Origin of the sequence: Rhizobium sp. Leaf321 (assembly GCF_001423215.1) — a bacterium.
In the GTDB taxonomy this organism is placed as follows: domain Bacteria; phylum Pseudomonadota; class Alphaproteobacteria; order Rhizobiales; family Rhizobiaceae; genus Neorhizobium; species Neorhizobium soli.
The window spans coordinates 316961-334164 of the sequence record NZ_LMOF01000006.1 but is presented as its reverse complement, the minus strand read 5'-3'; the positions used below and the strand labels follow the sequence as shown (position 1 = coordinate 334164).

Below are 17204 nucleotides of genomic sequence, written 5' to 3'. Positions count from 1 at the left end.
ACGACGCAAGGCTCGCCAACGGCCTCCGCTTAGATCTCTCCGGCTGACGGACCCCAGACATCCGTCATCGCGAAACCATCGGCCAGTGGGTCGAACGGATCAAGCGCGATCTGGTGCAGACCAAATGTGAACCCGCGTCCCGCTATCGTCGGAATGATCGCAGGTTTACCGGCAACCGTCGTTTCGGCAGCCAATCCCACTTCGAACTGAGTGCCGATGATGGAGCGCGAGATGAAGCTGTCTCCGACCTTTGCCCTGCCGCGCGCGTGAAGCGTTGCGAGATTGGCCGAGTTGCCGGTGCCGCAGGGCGACCTATCTGCCCGGCCCGGCCACATGGTCGTGCAGGTTCTGACCGTGCCATCCGCCTCCGTATCGCGAAACATCACATAAGCAACGCCGGAAATTTCGGGAATTTCAGGGTGTACGACCTCGACCTGCCGGTTGACCAGATCCTTCAGGATCATGCCGGCCTTAACCAGTTCCGCGGCATTGCCCTTCTCGATCTTAAGGCCGATCTGGTCGACATCAACCAATGCATAGAAGATGCCGCCGTATGACAGGTCGAGCGTGATATCTCCCCATTGTGGTGTGCTGATCGTTACATCAAGCTGATGGACGAAGGACGGCACCATGGTGAGCTTCACCTTCTCGCATCGTCCGTCGCGGCAGGTAGCAACGGCCCTGACGAGGCCCGCAGCCGTTTCCAGCGTCACAACCGTCTCGGGCTCCTTCATCTCAACGATACCAGCTTCCAGAAGCGCGGTGGTGGCGCAGATGGAGTTGGACCCGGAACTGGCATGCGCCTGATCCGGCTGGAGAATCACAAAGGCTGCATCCGCATCCGGATGCTTCGCCGGCAGCAGCAGGTTGACGGAACCGATCGGGGCGCCACGCGGTTCCAGGCAGAGGAAGCGGCGCAGTTCGTGGCCCTTGGGATCGGAATTCAACCAGGCAAGCTGGGCTGCGACCGTATCGCCCGGGATCTTGGGGACGCCACCGATTGCGACCCGTCCAATCTCACCTTCGGCATGAACATCCAGCAACTGCATCGTGCGTTTCCATCTCATGTTTCGCCCCTGACGCGCTTGAACCTGTTGCCGGATCTCACCGGCCTGATCTTTTTGAAACCGCCCTCAGCGAAGCCAGAGGTACCGGAAACCCATGTTTCGGTCCGGCGCGCGATGATACGGAACGAGCCTTGTCCGGAAATCGGTGGCGGAAAGACCGGTCGCGCTTTCCAGCATTGCCGCATCGAGTTTAGGCTCGACAACGGCACCGTCTCCATCCGCCTCGATCACCAGGACCGGCGGCGCGAGATCCCGCATCGCGCGCTTGCCCGATGCGCTGTCGATGTCGAACACCGGTACATCGGGAAACTGCATGCGGATATTGCCGGAAAGATGCATTCCGAGCGCCAGAATGGTTGCCGGGCGATCCTCGGTGCGGATCTGCTTTGCCAGGTCAGCAAACGGCATGTTGATACGGCCCGGAGGTCCAAGCAGGCCTGCCGTCAGAACCTTTGCCGGCCCCGGCACCAGCACGACCGCCATGATCACCAGAAACACGGGGACCAGCCGTTTGAAACCCAAACCAAGGTCGGCCCCGGCGCGATCGAATTTCAGCAGCAGATATAGCGGCAATGCCAGCAGATAAGGGTCGAGCCAGCGCTCGGTGATCCGTGTCGTTCCAGCCACGAGGACGACCGCAACCACGCCGACCAGCGAGAACAGCATGATGCGGCCAAACAGCGTGGTCCAGCGATCCCCTGCCCTGACCGCCCGCTTGACCGACGACTTGAATGCAAGTGCCAGCACGACGACAGCCAGTGCGCCGAAGGCGAGGCAGGCGACGAGGAGCGATCCGAGCGCCTTGGTGACGCGGAAAATACCCTGCGGCGCATCCGACTCAACCATTTTGCCGAGCGTACCACGCGTTGCGAGATCGAGATTGCCGAGAAGCCAGACCGCGTGCGGCAGGACGATGGCAATGCAGATGACGGCGGCGAGCAGCATGCGCGGATCAAGAAGACGCGCGCGCCAGTCCCGATCGAGCGCAACCGCCACGATCGTCGCGGTCGGAAGGATGACGAAATTGTACTTCGAGATCGTACCGATCCCGATCGCAACGCCGATGATCGCATATCCCTGCCAGTCAGGACGCACCAGCGTGCGGCAAAGACCGTAGAAAAACAGGGAGGTCGCCATCAGAAGCGCGATCGTGTGCGTGAGGTCCTGCTGCGGCATGAAGGAAACCTGCGGCAGCAGAGTCAGGCTGAGCATGGCGAGGCCGGCAAAGCTGCGGCTGACCTGCAGTTCCCGCGCGGCAAGGCCCATGAACAGATAGACCAGGAACAGCATTCCGAACCGGGGCAGCGCCAGCGACAGCAGCGAGATGTCGAGCGCGCCAACGAACAGGTTCTGTACCCAGTTGTAGAAAGGCGGCTGCGGTCCGTAGCCGAGCAGCCAGAACTGCGAGTTGAGCGACTGCTCAGCCTCGTCGAGCGTCAACGAATTGGGAAGCGACACGCGAATGGCGATGCTGAGTATGAAGTAGATGCCGAACAACACCGCGACCGGCTTCACACCGCCAGAAAGAAAGCCGGAGATGCCCCCACTAGCGCCGGAGCCACCGTCTCTCGATGATAGCATGTTTGCGTTCTGCATGGTTCTCGCTCCGAATTGACGGAACAGCAGGTCGCATATCCCCTATCGACAAATCAACAAAAATGATTGCCGGCGGACCGAGAGTTGAGAGAACATTTTTGGGAAGAAGAGAATGGCGCACCCGAAGAGATTCGAACTCCTGACCCCCAGATTCGTAGTCTGGTGCTCTATCCAGCTGAGCTACGGGTGCGTCTGCAAGCAGTGTGTTTTGCTTGCGTGGCGATCCTCTAAATGCTGCGGCAAAGGATTGCAAGCGATTTTCGGTCAGCGGCTGTCATTTTCATGTCAAATAGTTCGCAAGCCCCTGAATTTGCGTGATTTTGCGATCAGGCGCGGGCGCGGTAGTCGTCCAGCGATACGGGACGGTCGGGAATTTCGATGCGGAACTGAGTACCCTCGGTCGGCTTTTCCACCAGCGCAATCGTGCCGCCATGGGCGAGGACAAGCTCGCGCGCGATCACCAGGCCAAGACCGGTGCCGCCGGACCGAGCCGAACCGCGGAAGGCCGAGAACAGGTTCTCGCGGGCCTTGCGGGGCATGCCGGGGCCGGTGTCGTCGATCATGATGCTGACGACGCTGCCGACCCTGTGGGCTGACACCGTGATGCGGCGCGCAATCGACTTGTCGTCCGGCTCGAACGTCACCAGCGCCTGCAGCGCGTTGCGGCAGAGGTTGTGGATCACCCGGAAGATCTGTTCGCTGTCGCAATCGACCTCGAGATCGACGGCGATCTGATCGTGAAATTCGATGCCGGCATCAGGATCGATGGCCAGGATGTCGCGGACTTCCTGGAAAAGTTCGGCGAGAAGAATCCTACGTCGCTTCGGCGCGGCTTCCGAGGCCTGCCCGTAAGCCAGCACTTCGGTCGTGTAGCCGACTGCGCGGTCGATCGTGCGCAACAGTTTTGGTGCGAAGCTGCGCACCATCGGATCTTCGACATCGGTCAGGCGGTCCGACATCAGCTGCGCTGACGCAAGGATGTTGCGCATGTCGTGGTTGATCTTGGAGACGGCGAGACCGAGATCGGCCAGGTTGCGCTGTTGTTTCAGCGTCCGCTGCAGCTCAGTCTGCATGGCCGACAAATGCCGGCCGGCGACGGCGAGCTCGCCACGAGACCGGTCGGCAGTAAACACACGCGCAGGATCTTCCGGCTGCTCGGAAAATTTCTGCATGCTTTTCGTCAGGCGCCGGATCGGCAGGATCATCATGCGGTTGATGGCGAGGAAGATAAGAACTGCCGTGATGATCGAAATCAGCAGCGACAGGAGAAACATCATCTTCGCGTATTTGAGCATATCCTTGCGCAGAGCATCGTCGGTCATGACCAGTTCGATGATCATGTCACTTTCTCCGATCGGGCCGTAGATGCGCATGACGCGTCCGCCGCCCAAAAACAGCGTGTCCAGCGCGTCGCGCATCGTCACCAGAAGCGGCGTATCGGTCAGATCATACTGCTCGTCGATCTGCGGCGGCACATCGACTGCTGCCAGCAGGCGCGAGGTCCCGTCCTTGCGCAGCGCAATCACCTTGGTTCCTGTGGCAAGAAGCGTGTCGTCCTGCACGGCGCGGGGCAGTTCCGCCGGTTGAAGTCCGTCGATGACGATTCCGGCCGCAGCGGCAGTATCCAGCCGGTCACGCAGCCAATTCATCCGCATGCCGGCAACAGACGGCATGAAGATCAGGATTTCGGCCAGCATCACGAAGACGATCGTCAGCCAGAGAAGACGACCGGAGAGCCCACGGAAAAGCTGCGGCATCTGCTCGGCAGACGCCCTGGAGGCTGCTCCGGTCTGCGCCGATTGCTCCTGCTTTGGAGTTTCGGCCGCATCATCCATGTGGCTCGTCATCGTTATCTCGCCTGTCCAGCCGTTCGGTGGTGGCTGCAATCATCTGCATATTCTAGCTTTCTGGCGCATTTTTTCCACCCCCCAACCGGAAGTCGGCCTTGGAGCGTTTCCTGGGCTAGATTGAAGCACGACAGAACCGACAAAAACAAAGGGCCCGGATGGACGATACCACCTGGGCCCCTGTTCGCTTGCACGGGTGGTCCGGCTCAGAATTCTTCCCAGTCCGTGCTTGCCGACGGCGCCGCTGCCGCAGCGGCGGATCCGCCGCCAAATGCGCGGGCGATCGATTTGGTCATGGTCTTGACCGGGGACACGCGGGGCGCCGGTGCTCTTGCGGAGGCAGAACCGGAAGCGACCGCGACGGGCGCACGATGACCCGACGATTCGCCGTCGATCCGGAACTTGGATACGAGTGCGAAAAGATTGTCCGCTTCACCGGAAAGCCTCGAGGTCGCGGCGGATGTTTCTTCCACCATCGCGGCATTTTGCTGCGTCACCTGATCCATCTGGTTGATGGCGCTGTTGATCTCCGCCAAGCCGGTCGCCTGCTCGCGCGATGCAACGGCGATCGAGTTGATGTGATCGTTGATGCTGATGACGCGGGATTCGATGTCGGACAGGGCATGGCCGGTGTTCTGGACGAGACGCACGCCGGCCGCTACTTCGTCACCGGACTTGCCGATCAGCGCCTTGATATCCTTGGCCGCACTGGCCGACCGCTGCGCCAGTTCGCGCACTTCCTGTGCGACGACGGCAAATCCCTTGCCGGCTTCGCCCGCACGAGCTGCCTCGACACCGGCGTTGAGCGCCAGGAGGTTGGTCTGGAAGGCAATCTCGTCGATGACGTTGGTAATCTGGGCAATCTCGCGCGATGCCTGCTCGATACGGCCCATGGCGTCGACCGCGCTGCGCACCACCTCACCGGACTGCACGGCACTGGTCTTGGCTTCGCTCACCATCACGGTCGCCTCGGTGGCGCGCTCTGTCGAGGTCTTCACGACAGCTGTGATCTCGTCGAGTGCCGCCGAGGTTTCTTCCAGAGCCGCTGCCTGCTGCTCGGTGCGCTTGGAGAGATCGTTGACGGCGGAGCTGAGTTCGGATGCCCCGTCGTTCATCGCGCCGGTTCCGGCACGGATGTTGCGCATGGTGCCACGCAGCGTGTCCATCGTCGCATTGACGTTCTGCTGCAGTTCGGCAAAGGCGCCCTTGAAATGGCCGGCCATGCTGTCGTCGAACTTGCCTTCCGCCAAGCTGCCAATGACACGGCGCGTTTCCGCCACGCCTGCATCGACACTTGAGACAAGCTGATCGACATTGCGTGCGAACCGGTCGAGGTTTTCATCGCCCCACTGCTTGTCGATGCGCCGCGAAAAATCACCTTCGACCGCTGCGCCGACGACGTTGGCCATGCGCGCCTGAAGATCATCGTTCTTCGATCGCATCTCTGCTTCGGCACCGCTCATCCGCGCCACCTCGAGGCCGTTCTTCTTGAACACGCCGACAGCCTCGGCCATGTCTCCGATTTCGTCGGCACGGCCGGCAAAGGGCACAGCTGCAGCGTAGTCGCCGGTGGCCAGGCGCTTCATCGAAGACGTAAGCTCGAGAATCGGCTGGCTTATCTGCTTGCGACCGAGCGAAATGCCGAATGCCAGACCACCCATCACACCCAGCAGGGTAGCGCCGAGCACGCTGTAGAAGATCATGTCGCCAAAGCCGTCGATTTCGGCGCTGAGCTTGTCCATCGCCGCCTGGTCGATCTTGACGATTGCGTCGATCTGCTCCTGGTAAGCCTTGCGGTTGGCGCGATTGGCGTCGTTATTGCCCTGAACGTTGGCGGCCTGTGGCCCTTCGGCCTGGCCGAGACGCGCAGTCTCGGAGCGGAAGGCCTTAAATTCCTGGAAGCGCGCGACGAGCTTGTCGAAGATTTCCTTCTCCTCCGCCGGGACGGTCGGCCCCCAAGCGGCGATGAGCTTCTCGATTTCGGCAAGCGATTTCATGATACCATCGCCGAACGGCTTGGCGCTTGCTGCGTCCTTGGCTGCATAGACGCCCCGCGCATCCATAACAACGGCCGTCACCATGCGGTTAAGATGCTCACCCTGGTACACGCGCTGCGCAACAGTAGCATAGTCTCTGGTCTGCTGATTGTATTTCTGGACTGCGAAGAGCGATATGCCACCGATGACACAGGTTACAACGCTCATTACACCAACGAGCATGTTGATCTTGGCTCTTATCTTCACAATGCATTCCCCCGAAGCGACAAATTAAAAAATGCGGAGGGCCCTAAACCCCTACATCTTGATGGTGCGAGAAATAGCACTGAGAGATTAACATTTGTTGATGATCAAAAGCTCAATTAGTGAGCGCCTGCCTAGTCTAGCGCTGCCTCGCAACTGACTGAAGTCTCCCGAATCCACGAAAATACATGGGGTCTACTCCGGGAAAGCACGGTTTTCATCCGTCAGGCTTACAGGACATGGAAAGCCCGTGTGGACACAAGCGTTAACGCGACATCCAGAATCCAGCCAACTTCGTCAGACACTTGCCCGGAACCGAGCGCAATCGCGGTGCTGCGATTGACTTTTCGCGCCTCTTCCCCTTATAAGCCGCGCACGTTCACAAGGCTCCCAGTCGCACTGCGGCCGGCGCCCGAACGTTTCCTAAACGCTCTTGCTTTTAACGAAGCAAACTTCAAGAAGGGCCGCACACCGCGGTATTAAAAAAATGAAGCGTACCTACCAGCCGTCCAAGCTTGTTCGCAAGCGTCGTCACGGCTTCCGCGCCCGCATGGCAACCAAGGGTGGCCAGAAGGTTCTTGCCGCTCGCCGCTCACGTGGCCGCGCTCGTCTCTCGGCTTAACGCCGGGATGCCCGGATAGCGGGCGATGACGACCGAACCTACGAACAAGAAGACTGCCGGGCGGCTGAAAAGCCGGCCGCAGTTCCTTGCCGTGCGAAAGGGTGAAACCCGACGCGGCCGGACTTTCCTTCTGGAAGTCCTTGATCGACATCAGCCGGACGAAGCGCCGCGGGTCGGATTTACTGTTACCAAGAAGCATGGCAACGCGGTTGAACGAAACCGCATGCGCCGCCGCCTGAAAGAGGCGGTTCGGCACTCAGCCGCATTTGCAATGAAGAACGGACACGACTATGTCATTGTCGCGCGGAGGGAGGTCCTCAAGACCCCGTTTGCAGACATGACGGCACAGCTCATCGAGCGCATCGAAAGCCTGCCGAAATCGAAGCGGTCCGAGGAGACCCTTTCCAGGAAAGCATGATGGAAAAAAACCGCAATTACTTCATCGCGATCGCACTTTCTGTGATGATCGTCCTTGCCTGGCAGTTCCTCTATATGAACCCGAGGATGGAAGCTCAGCAGCGCGCCGACGAAGCACGGCTTGCGCAGCAGCAGCAGACCACCGAGCAGGCCGGACAGAACTTCACGCCGGAAAGCCCGGGCGCTGCAACCTCGACCGGCAACCTTCCTGGCGCAAACCAGGCGCAGGCGACGGCTACCCGCGAAGAGGCGCTTGCAAAGTCTCCGCGCGTTGCGATCGAGACCGCGGCCGTTTCCGGCTCCATCAACCTGGTCGGCGCTCGCTTCGACGATCTGAAGCTTCGCGAATATCATGAGACGGTCGACGACAAGAGCCCGATCATCACGCTATTCTCCCCGGCCGATACCAGAGACGGCTATTTCACCGAGCTTGGCTACATCGGCAGCGACACCAGCGGCACCGTACCCGGTTCCGGCACGCGGTGGACGCTTGCTGGCGGCGACCGGCTGACGCGCGAAACGCCGGTGACGCTGTCGTTCACGAACGACAAGGGCATCGTCTTCAACCGCACCATCGCGATCGACGAACACTACATGATCACGGTCAACGACAAGATCGACAACCCGACCCAAGAGCCGGTTTCGATCTCCTCCTATGGCCGCGTGACCCGTTACAACAAGCCGGCAACGCCGTCCGTCTGGGTCATCCACGAAGGCTTCATCGGCGTTCTCGGTGCAGACGGCAGCCTCAGCGAACATACCTATCACAATATCGAGGAAGAGGCTGTCGCCAACACCAAGGCGACCGGCGGCTGGCTCGGCATTACCGACAAATACTGGGCCTCGACGATCGTGCCGCCACAGGCGATGCCGTTCGAATCCCGCTTCACGCATTTCACCGACGGCCAGCCGCGTTACCAGGCGGATTACAAGGGCGACGCGCTTTCGATCGCTCCCGGCCAGTCGACAGAGCTGAGGAGCCTCGTGTTTGCCGGCGCCAAGGAAGTTCCGCTGATCGACCAGTATGTCGAGCAGCTCAAGATCCCGCATTTCGATCTGGTGATCGACTGGGGCTGGTTCTACTTCATCACCAAGCCAATGTTCAAACTGATGGACTTCTTCTTCCGTCACGTGGGCAATTTCGGCGTGGCAATCCTTTTGACAACCGTCGTCGTCAAGCTGCTCTTCTTCCCGCTGGCGAGCAAGCAGTATGCCTCCATGGCCAACATGAAGCGCATGCAGCCGCGGATGGAAGAGCTGAAGGCCAAGCACGGTGATGACCGCATGGCCCTTCAGCAGGCGATGATGGCGCTCTACAAGGAAGAAAAGATCAACCCGATCGCCGGTTGCTGGCCGGTGGTGCTGCAGATCCCTGTCTTCTTTGCGCTCTACAAGGTGATCTATACCACCATCGAAATGCGCCATGCGCCGTTCTTCGGCTGGATCCAGGACCTTTCCGCGCCGGACCCGACATCGCTGTTCAACCTGTTCGGTCTTCTGCCTTACGACGTCCCGCATTTCTTGATGATCGGCGTCTGGCCTATCATCATGGGAATCACGATGTTCATCCAGATGCGCATGAACCCGACGCCGCCGGATCCGACACAGGCGATGATCTTTACCTGGATGCCGCTGGTCTTCACCTACATGCTGGCGTCCTTCCCGGCCGGTCTCGTGATCTACTGGGCATGGAACAACACGCTTTCGGTGTCGCAGCAGGCCCTGATCATGAAGCGCCACGGCGCCAAGATCGAGCTGTTCGACAACATGAAGGGGCTGTTCAAACGAAAGCCCGCGGCGTCCAAATAGCTATTCTTCAGAAACCCCGGTTCGCCGGGGTTTTTCTTTGGCCGATTGAGAGCCTAGCGAGCGGAAAGCGACATTGGCTGACGTGGGTGGATCAGTCCCGCCTTTGGGCCGGCGCTAGGTTGCCCGAGGCAAGTTCCGCAAGCAGAGTAGAACATGCTGACGCTGGAATTGCTCCAGCAACCGGAACAGTCCCATGCCCGCGCCCTTCCCGCCGCCCACCCCACCGGGTCCACCCTTGGCCGGCACGATCCCCGCGAGCCTTCCCGGCTCGGAATACCGTATCGGCGCCCTGCTCGTCTTCGGCTCTGCTTTTGCCTGGAGTTTCGGCGGTGCGATCGCCCGCTTTCTCGATATCCCCGACAGCTGGACGATCGTGTTCTGGCGCAGCCTGTTCGGCACCCTGTTCCTGCTCGCCTTCATGCTGCTGCGCGACGGGCCGCGCGGCACGGTGGCGCTGTTTCGCAGCATGGGCTGGCCGGGCCTTTCGGTCGGCCTCTGCTTCATGGTGGCGTCCACCTGCTTTATCATATCGATCCAGTATACGACCGTCGCCAATGTGGTGCTGCTCGGTGCCGGTGTGCCGCTGTTTGCGGCGCTGATGGTCTGGCTGTTTTACGGCGAGCGCATATCGGGCGTTACCTGGCTTGCGATCGGCACCGTGATCGTCGGTGTCGGCATCATGGTATCGTCCTCGTTTACCGGAAAGGTCTCGCCGCTCGGAGACGGTCTGGCGCTGATCATTCCGCTGGTGTTTGCGCTGGCGACCGTCATCACCCGCCGTTACCCGCATGTGCGGATGACACCCGCCACCTGCTTCGGATGCTTTGCAGCCGGCATGATCGCGCTGACGATGTCTTCGAACCTCGCGGTCACCCCGGGCGAACTCGGTATTCTCTTCATCTTCGGTGCGCTCAATCTCGGGCTCGGCATGGCACTGTTCGTCACCGGTGCGCGGCTTATCCCCTCAGCGCTGGCTGCCCTGCTCGGCACTGGTGAAACCGTTCTCGGGCCCGTCTGGGTCGCCGTGATCCACGGCGAGATCCCGGCACCGCGCACGATCGCGGGCGGGGCGCTGATCCTTGCGGCGCTCATCACCCATCTGACATTCGAGTTTCGTCGCCAGAAGAGACAGAACCGGTCGAACGCTTGACATATGGGGCTAAAACCCGGAAGCGATGTCCTTGAATTGAAGACAGGACGACGAGACCATGGCCGCAGACCATAATTCCGAGGAAAAGACGCTGTTCGGCCGCGCGTGGATCTTTATCCGCGGCGTGCCCTCGATGGAGTTTCTGCCACCGGAAGGACCGTTTGAGATCGCCTTTGCCGGACGCTCGAATGTCGGCAAGTCCTCGCTGATCAATGCGCTCGTGGGCTACAAGGGGCTGGCGCGCACATCCAACACGCCGGGCCGCACACAGGAACTGAACTATTTCGTGCCCGACGGTTATTCCGGCCAGGCAGGCGACCTGCCGCCGATGGCGCTGGTGGACATGCCCGGCTACGGCTATGCGCAGGCGCCGAAAGAAAACGTCGACGCCTGGACGAAGCTCGTGTTCGATTACCTGCGCGGCCGGGCCACGCTGCAGCGCGTCTACGTGCTGATCGACAGCCGCCATGGCATCAAGAAGAACGACGAGGACGTGCTCGACCTGCTCGACAAGGCCGCCGTGTCCTATCAGATCGTGCTGACCAAGACGGACAAGATCAAGGATCCTGCGGTTCCGAAGCTGATTGCCGAGACGCTCGAAAAGATCCGCAAGCGGCCCGCTGCCTATCCGGAAGTGCTGTCGACATCGTCTGAAAAAGGCCGCGGCCTGGACGAGCTGCGCGCCGAGATCATGAAGACCATCGGCCGGTAAAATCTCCCGAAACGCAAAAATCCGGCCGCCTGTGACAGGCGACCGGATCTCTATGCGAGGCTTCGACCTGCTTTGGTCAGCCGTTACATCTTCGGCAGCAGAACCTTGTCGATGACGTGAATGACGCCGTTCGACTGCTTGACGTCGGCGATCGTCACGGTTGCCACACCACCGGTTTCGTCGGTGAGCGTGATCTTGCCCATGCTTTCCTTGGCCTTCAGAACGCAGCCGCCGACGGTCTTGACGTCATGCGTGCCCTTGTCGTCCTTGATCATCTTTTCGATCGCGGTCGACATGGCGTTCGCGGCCACCACGTGGCAGGTAAGGATCTTGGTCAGCTGCGCCTTGTTTTCCGGCTTCAGCAGGGTTTCGACAGTGCCCTTCGGCAGCGCAGCGAAGGCTTCGTTGGTGGGCGCGAACACGGTGAACGGACCTTTGCCCTGCAGGGTCTCGACGAGGCCCGCAGCCTTCACGGCGGCGACCAGTGTCGTGTGATCCTTGGAGTTCATGGCATTCTCGACGATGTTCTTGTCTTCATACATGGCAGCGCCACCGACCTTCGGGTTTGCGGCGTAGGCGCCGGCAACGGAGGCGGACAGGATTGCGGCGCATGCGGCAAGGCGGATTGCGGATTTAAACATTGTTCTCTTCCTCTCTACAGCCTGAACGACCCCGGCGCTGAAGGCGCCTCCCAGGTCCGGCTTTCCCTCTGTGGGGACATGGCTAGAGACGAGAGGAAAGCGGGAAGAGTTTCAAAGGCGGGCGACGCGAAGACAGAAATCCGCTATGCCTTTGATTTAGCATCACTTAATTAGAGATCCCGGATCTTTCCGACGGCGAGAACCGGCCCGGTCCGGTGACCGGTCGGCGAGCCGCCCAATGGTTCAAGGCTGACGGCGAAGGACGCGCCGTTCTCGACACGCTTGCGATGCCCGGCCGGCACTTCGATCGTGTCGCTGCCGCTTTCCGGCAGGATACCGAGCGAGATTGCTTCTTCACCGCTGCCGGGGACAAGCCACAGTTCGAGCGAGCGGCGTTCCGCCGTCGTTGCGGCAACAGGCGTCAGCTGCAAGCGACCGCTGGCACCGTCGTACCGCGCCCTCAGGCCGAACGCATTGCCCTCGCCGCTCATCTCGGCGACCAGTTGCTTGCCCGGCGCAGAGCCATCCACAGGTCCGCCGATCCAGCCCGTCGACAAGGACGCGTATGTCACCAAAAGGGCAATCGAGGCGAATGACAGGCCGCGCCACAAAAGCAGCGAGTTCCACCATCCACCGCGTGCCAGCTCGTTTCCGAAACCGTTCTGGGCGAAGACGCGCTTTTCGATCCTGGCGTAAACGCCTTTCGGCGGACGTTCCTCGCCGTATTCCGCATCGAGGTCGGAAGACAGGTTTTCCTGCCAGCGCATCACCATGGCCGCAAAGGCCGCATCACGGACGATGCGATCCTCGACGCGGCGGCGCTGGTCAAGCGGCAGGACCCCGAGCACATATTCGCCAGCCAGAAGCTGGTCGCGGGAGCGATCGTTTTCGCTTTGGTCTGGTGTCGTCATCGGTCCAGGCACTCCCTCAGCTTGAGAAGGCTGCGCCTCAGCCAGGTTCGCATCGTATTCAGCGGCACGCCATGGCGTTCCGCCAGTTCCTGATAGGTCAGGCCTTCGACATAGGCGCTTTTGACCGCCCCTGCGCGGTCAGGATCGAGCTCCTGCATGCAGCTGTCAATACGCCTTCCTTCACCGCGCATCACCGACGCCTCCTCCGGATCAGGACCGAGGTCGGCGATATCCGTCCTGTCTTCCAGAGCGTCCGTCACGGGCCTGCGGGCACGAAGGCGGTCGATCGAATGGTTTCGGGCGATTGCGACGAGCCAACCGGCTGCGCTTGTTCCCGAAGGGGCAAACCGATCGGCTCTCTGCCATATCCGCACGAAAATCTCCTGCAGGGCATCTTCTGATTCGGCCCTATCCTTCAGGATACGCAGGCAGACTGCGAATAGTTTCGGCGAAACGCCGGAATAAAGCTTTGTGAATGCCGTCCGGTCGCGCAGTCCTACGCGGCCGATCAATTCGGCAATCTCGCGATCACTCACCAAAACCAAAGCCTCCCCATGCGGCATAAGACGCAACGCATCGCCGCCACATACACGCCTGACCGTAATTTTGCTCATGAATTATTTGATCTGTCAAAAACATGCGTTAAAAGGCCCCACACATTTCCCCAGAGGTATTTCCATGACGGCTTCGGAAAGCGAACTTCAGGCACAACTTCTGGCACAGGCGCTGCCCTATATGCAGCGCTACGAGAACAAGACGATCGTCGTCAAATACGGCGGCCATGCGATGGGCGATATGGCTCTGGGCAAGGCTTTCGCGGCCGATATCGCGCTTCTCAAGCAGTCCGGCGTCAACCCGATCGTCGTTCATGGCGGCGGCCCGCAGATCGGCGCGATGCTGACCAAGATGGGCATCGAATCGAAATTTGAGGGCGGGCTTCGCGTCACCGACGCAAAGACGGTCGAGATCGTCGAAATGGTTCTTGCCGGATCGATCAACAAGGAAATCGTCGCGCTGATCAACCAGACCGGCGAATGGGCGATCGGTCTCTGCGGCAAGGACGGCAACATGGTGTTTGCCGAAAAGGCCAAGAAGACCATCATCGACCCTGATAGCCACATCGAGCGCGTCCTCGACCTCGGCTTCGTCGGCGAGGTGGTCGAAGTCGACCGGACGCTGCTCGACCTGCTCGCCAAGTCCGAGATGATCCCGGTAATCGCCCCCGTGGCACCCGGCCGCGACGGCGCGACCTACAACATCAATGCCGATACGTTCGCGGGCGCCATTGCCGGCGCGCTGCACGCCACCCGCCTCTTGTTCCTCACGGACGTTCCAGGCGTGCTCGACCGCGACAAGAACCTGATTAAGGAACTGACCGTCGCGCAGGCACAGGCGCTGATCAAGGACGGCACGATCTCCGGCGGTATGATCCCCAAGGTCGAAACCTGCATCGAGGCGATCCGCGCGGGCGTGCAGGGCGTCGTCATCCTCAATGGCAAGACCGCACATTCGGTTCTGCTCGAGATCTTCACCGAACACGGTGCGGGCACGCTGATCGTTCCCTGATGAGCAGCAAGAACTCGGCCTTCAGGACATCAGAAGGCCGAGGATGCCGCAGACGATCAGCAGGCAGCCCCACAGTTCCATGCGGTTCAGCCGTTCGTGGAACAGGAAATAGGACGATGCGAAGGTGAAGATCAGCTCGATCTGTCCTAGCGCCTTTACATAGGCCACCTGCTGCAACGTCATGGCCGTGAACCAGCAGGCGGAGCCAACCACGCCAGCGAGCCCGACCAGCGCCGAGGAGCGCCACGTACGCACGACCTGGACAATCTCTCGCTTGTCCTTCCACAGCATCCAGATCAGCATGAAAACGGTCTGGAATATCGTGACGCATGTCAGCGTGACGGCGGCCTGCATGATCGAATTGGGTCCGTTGAGCGACAGCGACGCGGATCGGAAGGAAATCGAGGCGATGGCGAAGAGGCCGCCCGAGGCCATGCCGATCAGCGCGATCCTGCCGACCATAGCGGTGCCGAGATTGCGCCACGAGAGCGGTAGATTGGCCATCGAGATCAGCATCACCCCGATCACCCCGACGATGATCGCCACTATGCCGCCGCTGGTCAGTTTGTCGCCCAGAATGATAAAGCCAAAGATCGCCGCCTGCACCGGCTCGGTCTTCGAATAGGCGGTGCCGACCGCGAAATTCCTTAGCGAAAACAGATAGACCAGAAGCATGGTCGCGAATATCTGCGCAAGCCCGCCGAGCACGACCCAGAAGACGAACTCAAGATCCGGGCTGGGCAATGCATAGCCCACACCGAAATGCAGAACGAGCACGTAGATGACGGCGAGCGGAAATCCGTAGCCGAAGCGCACGAAGCTTGCGCCGCGGGTGCCGAGCGAGCCTTGCAGATGCTTCTGAAGCGCTGACCGCAAATTCTGACAAAAAGCGGCAGCGATGGTGATGGGGATCCAAAGTTCCATCCCAAGGCGGTATCACGCAGGGTCACGACCGGCCAAGGTCGGTGCGGCGTGTAAATGTTCGTAGAGGCGGATTTTCTTCCCGTTCAAACGCTGGCATAACACGGCGATGGACAAGACGCCGAAGACTGCCCCCGACGCCGCCGATTTCGCAAATATCCGTGACTGGGTTTTCGATCTCGACAACACGCTCTACCCGCATCACGTCAATCTGTTCTCGCAGATCGACAAGAACATGACGGCCTATGTGCAGGAATTGCTGCAGCTGGAGCATGACGAGGCCAAGCGACTGCAGAAGCAGTATTACCACGAGCATGGCACGACGCTGCAGGGGCTGATGCTGAACCACGGTATCGATCCGGACGGGTTTCTCGAACAGGCGCATGCGATCGACTACTCGGCGCTGTTGCCGCATCCGGAACTGGGCGCGGCAATCCGGGCGCTTCCCGGCCGCAAGTTCATCTTTACCAATGGCAGCGTGCCCCATGCGCAGGCGGCTGCCCGCGCTCTCGGCATTCTCGACGATTTCGACGACATCTTCGATATCGTCGCCGCCGGTTACCTGCCCAAGCCCGCCGGCGAAACCTACGACAAGTTCGCGGCCCTCCACACGGTCGATACGAAGAACGCTGTCATGTTCGAGGACCTGCCGCGCAATCTCATCGCGCCGAAAGCGCTCGGCATGCGCACAGTACTGCTGGTGCCGCGCAATCTCGATACTGTCGTCATCGAGCGTTGGGAAAAGTTTTCAGACGAGGACGATCACATCGATTACGTCACCGACGATCTCACCGCATTCCTGTCAGGCCTCAAATTCGCGTAGGCCGCGCCTTACCAAAAGTTCATCTACATTACAGATGTTTAAGTGGTTTTGACCAGTTGCCGATCCTATCTTCAGGCTATCGAAGCAACCGGAAAGGACCACTCGATGATCGCGAAGAAGATAGTTTTGGCAAGCCTGAGCGCTGCTCTCATCGCTGGCGCAGCCATCCCCGCCTTCGCTGCACCAGGCCCTGACGGACCACGCCACCATGAAGGTCGGCGCGGAGGCCCTGACGGCGGCCCGCATGGCGGTCCACGCGCTGCGATGATGCAGGATGTAATGTTCGTTCGCCTTCTCAAGCAGGCGGATACGAACAAGGACGGCAAGATTTCCAAGGAAGAGCTGACCGCTCGCCAGGAAGCGCTTTTCGCCGAGATCGACCTCAACAAGGACGGGTCCATCACTCGCGGTGAAATGGTTGATTTCCGTGACAACAAGATGGCCGAGTTCCGCAAGAACAACCCGCCGCCGACGCCTGAAGAGGCTGAAGACGAAGGCCCGGATGCAGACGGCCCGATGGCAGAAGGACCCGAGGGTGAAGGCCCTAAGGTTGAGGCCCCCAAGGCTGACGGACCACGTGCCGACCGCGAACAGGCCCGTGACCGCCACCACGACCGGCATGAGCGCCGGGAAGCTCGCCGCGATCGCGGTCCGAGGGGTGGACCTGGCGACGGTATGATGGGCCCCGGCATGTTCCGCATGATCGACGAGAACCGCGATCGCAAGATCAGCAAGGAAGAAGCCGCTGCTGCCACCGAAAAGCTATTCGCCCGCATGGACACCAACAAGGACGGACAGATCACGATCGACGACCTGCCGGACCGCCCCCTCTAGTTCTACGCCCCCTGAACTAGACCGGTAGTCGTCTGATGGACCCGCCTT

16 protein-coding genes and 1 tRNA gene are annotated in these 17204 nt (G+C 60.5%); 8 read left to right on the top strand and 9 right to left on the bottom strand.

All coding sequences use genetic code 11. The annotated features are described in order from the left end of the window. Nucleotides 1–29: 29 nt before the first annotated feature. From ASF70_RS08060 to ASF70_RS08040, 5 genes are all read right to left on the bottom strand, one after another. Nucleotides 30–1067, bottom strand: coding sequence for a 4-hydroxyproline epimerase (locus ASF70_RS08060; RefSeq protein WP_062578918.1), 1038 nt, complete (start codon nucleotides 1065–1067; stop codon nucleotides 30–32). 66 nt (nucleotides 1068–1133) lie between these two features. Then, nucleotides 1134–2663 (bottom strand): glycosyltransferase family 39 protein, encoded by a 1530-nt coding sequence (locus tag ASF70_RS08055; RefSeq protein WP_244473990.1) that lies wholly within the window; start codon nucleotides 2661–2663, stop codon nucleotides 1134–1136. Between the two features lie 113 nt (nucleotides 2664–2776). After that, a tRNA-Arg gene (locus ASF70_RS08050) sits at nucleotides 2777–2853 on the bottom strand. Between the two features lie 136 nt (nucleotides 2854–2989). Next, a complete protein-coding gene (locus tag ASF70_RS08045; protein WP_244474024.1) occupies nucleotides 2990–4420 on the bottom strand; it encodes a HAMP domain-containing sensor histidine kinase in 1431 nt (476 codons plus the stop codon). A gap of 296 nt (nucleotides 4421–4716) precedes the next feature. Beyond that, nucleotides 4717–6753 carry a methyl-accepting chemotaxis protein gene (locus tag ASF70_RS08040; protein WP_062578916.1) on the bottom strand — a complete coding sequence of 679 codons (2037 nt, stop codon included), beginning with the start codon at nucleotides 6751–6753 and terminating at the stop codon, nucleotides 4717–4719. 484 nt (nucleotides 6754–7237) lie between these two features. Between ASF70_RS08040 and rpmH the strand changes: the two genes are divergently transcribed. The 5 genes from rpmH (at nucleotide 7238) to yihA (ending at nucleotide 11460) form a co-directional block, all read left to right on the top strand. Continuing rightward, on the top strand, nucleotides 7238–7372 hold the full coding sequence (rpmH, locus tag ASF70_RS08035; RefSeq protein WP_062578914.1) for a 50S ribosomal protein L34: 135 nt from the start codon (nucleotides 7238–7240) through the stop codon (nucleotides 7370–7372). A 25-nt stretch (nucleotides 7373–7397) separates the two neighbouring features. Then, the gene (gene rnpA, locus ASF70_RS08030) at nucleotides 7398–7790 is read left to right on the top strand and encodes a ribonuclease P protein component (RefSeq protein ID WP_062453971.1); all 393 of its coding nucleotides are present in this window, start codon (nucleotides 7398–7400) and stop codon (nucleotides 7788–7790) included. After that, nucleotides 7790–9598, top strand: coding sequence for a membrane protein insertase YidC (yidC, locus tag ASF70_RS08025; RefSeq protein ID WP_062578912.1), 1809 nt, complete (start codon nucleotides 7790–7792; stop codon nucleotides 9596–9598). The genes rnpA and yidC overlap by 1 nt, the downstream gene beginning before the upstream one ends. A 193-nt stretch (nucleotides 9599–9791) precedes the next feature. Continuing rightward, a complete protein-coding gene (locus ASF70_RS08020) occupies nucleotides 9792–10748 on the top strand; it encodes a DMT family transporter (RefSeq protein WP_082471819.1) in 957 nt (318 codons plus the stop codon). Between the two features lie 58 nt (nucleotides 10749–10806). Continuing rightward, on the top strand, nucleotides 10807–11460 hold the full coding sequence (gene yihA, locus ASF70_RS08015; RefSeq protein WP_062578910.1) for a ribosome biogenesis GTP-binding protein YihA/YsxC: 654 nt from the start codon (nucleotides 10807–10809) through the stop codon (nucleotides 11458–11460). Between the two features lie 83 nt (nucleotides 11461–11543). Here the strand turns inward: yihA and ASF70_RS08010 are convergent, their stop codons facing one another. The 3 genes from ASF70_RS08010 to ASF70_RS08000 form a co-directional block, all read right to left on the bottom strand. Continuing rightward, nucleotides 11544–12101 (bottom strand): fasciclin domain-containing protein, encoded by a 558-nt coding sequence (locus ASF70_RS08010; protein WP_062453974.1) that lies wholly within the window; start codon nucleotides 12099–12101, stop codon nucleotides 11544–11546. 170 nt (nucleotides 12102–12271) lie between these two features. Next, nucleotides 12272–13012 carry an anti-sigma factor gene (locus tag ASF70_RS08005; protein WP_062578908.1) on the bottom strand — a complete coding sequence of 247 codons (741 nt, stop codon included), beginning with the start codon at nucleotides 13010–13012 and terminating at the stop codon, nucleotides 12272–12274. Continuing rightward, nucleotides 13009–13548: a sigma-70 family RNA polymerase sigma factor gene (locus tag ASF70_RS08000; protein WP_062454914.1), complete on the bottom strand. Its 540-nt coding sequence runs from the start codon at nucleotides 13546–13548 to the stop codon at nucleotides 13009–13011. The genes ASF70_RS08005 and ASF70_RS08000 overlap by 4 nt, the downstream gene beginning before the upstream one ends. A gap of 142 nt (nucleotides 13549–13690) precedes the next feature. Here ASF70_RS08000 and argB point away from each other — a divergent pair, with 142 nt between their 5' ends. Next, nucleotides 13691–14578: an acetylglutamate kinase gene (gene argB, locus ASF70_RS07995; RefSeq protein WP_062578904.1), complete on the top strand. Its 888-nt coding sequence runs from the start codon at nucleotides 13691–13693 to the stop codon at nucleotides 14576–14578. A 21-nt stretch (nucleotides 14579–14599) separates the two neighbouring features. On the opposite strand, the gene ASF70_RS07990 is transcribed toward argB, so the two are convergent. Next, a complete protein-coding gene (locus ASF70_RS07990; RefSeq protein ID WP_062578902.1) occupies nucleotides 14600–15502 on the bottom strand; it encodes an EamA family transporter in 903 nt (300 codons plus the stop codon). Nucleotides 15503–15608: 106 nt separating this feature from the next. Here ASF70_RS07990 and ASF70_RS07985 point away from each other — a divergent pair, with 106 nt between their 5' ends. Together ASF70_RS07985 and ASF70_RS07980 are read left to right on the top strand one after the other, a co-directional pair. Next, nucleotides 15609–16322, top strand: coding sequence for a pyrimidine 5'-nucleotidase (locus ASF70_RS07985; RefSeq protein WP_062578900.1), 714 nt, complete (start codon nucleotides 15609–15611; stop codon nucleotides 16320–16322). A 105-nt stretch (nucleotides 16323–16427) separates the two neighbouring features. Then, nucleotides 16428–17156 (top strand): EF-hand domain-containing protein, encoded by a 729-nt coding sequence (locus tag ASF70_RS07980; RefSeq protein ID WP_062578898.1) that lies wholly within the window; start codon nucleotides 16428–16430, stop codon nucleotides 17154–17156. Nucleotides 17157–17204: the final 48 nt, after the last annotated feature.

What these genes read in the sequence shown, in the direction of transcription:
- ASF70_RS08060 (WP_062578918.1), bottom strand. Translation starts at nt 1,067, where the DNA reads ATGAGATGGAAACGCACGATGCAGTTGCTGGATGTTCATGCCGAAGGT.
- ASF70_RS08055 (WP_244473990.1), bottom strand. Translation starts at nt 2,663, where the DNA reads ATGCAGAACGCAAACATGCTATCATCGAGAGACGGTGGCTCCGGCGCT.
- ASF70_RS08045 (WP_244474024.1), bottom strand. Translation starts at nt 4,420, where the DNA reads ATGCCGCAGCTTTTCCGTGGGCTCTCCGGTCGTCTTCTCTGGCTGACG.
- rpmH (WP_062578914.1), top strand. Translation starts at nt 7,238, where the DNA reads ATGAAGCGTACCTACCAGCCGTCCAAGCTTGTTCGCAAGCGTCGTCAC.
- rnpA (WP_062453971.1), top strand. Translation starts at nt 7,398, where the DNA reads ATGACGACCGAACCTACGAACAAGAAGACTGCCGGGCGGCTGAAAAGC.
- yidC (WP_062578912.1), top strand. Translation starts at nt 7,790, where the DNA reads ATGGAAAAAAACCGCAATTACTTCATCGCGATCGCACTTTCTGTGATG.
- ASF70_RS08020 (WP_082471819.1), top strand. Translation starts at nt 9,792, where the DNA reads ATGCCCGCGCCCTTCCCGCCGCCCACCCCACCGGGTCCACCCTTGGCC.
- yihA (WP_062578910.1), top strand. Translation starts at nt 10,807, where the DNA reads ATGGCCGCAGACCATAATTCCGAGGAAAAGACGCTGTTCGGCCGCGCG.
- ASF70_RS08010 (WP_062453974.1), bottom strand. Translation starts at nt 12,101, where the DNA reads ATGTTTAAATCCGCAATCCGCCTTGCCGCATGCGCCGCAATCCTGTCC.
- ASF70_RS08005 (WP_062578908.1), bottom strand. Translation starts at nt 13,012, where the DNA reads ATGACGACACCAGACCAAAGCGAAAACGATCGCTCCCGCGACCAGCTT.
- argB (WP_062578904.1), top strand. Translation starts at nt 13,691, where the DNA reads ATGACGGCTTCGGAAAGCGAACTTCAGGCACAACTTCTGGCACAGGCG.
- ASF70_RS07990 (WP_062578902.1), bottom strand. Translation starts at nt 15,502, where the DNA reads ATGGAACTTTGGATCCCCATCACCATCGCTGCCGCTTTTTGTCAGAAT.
- ASF70_RS07985 (WP_062578900.1), top strand. Translation starts at nt 15,609, where the DNA reads ATGGACAAGACGCCGAAGACTGCCCCCGACGCCGCCGATTTCGCAAAT.
- ASF70_RS07980 (WP_062578898.1), top strand. Translation starts at nt 16,428, where the DNA reads ATGATCGCGAAGAAGATAGTTTTGGCAAGCCTGAGCGCTGCTCTCATC.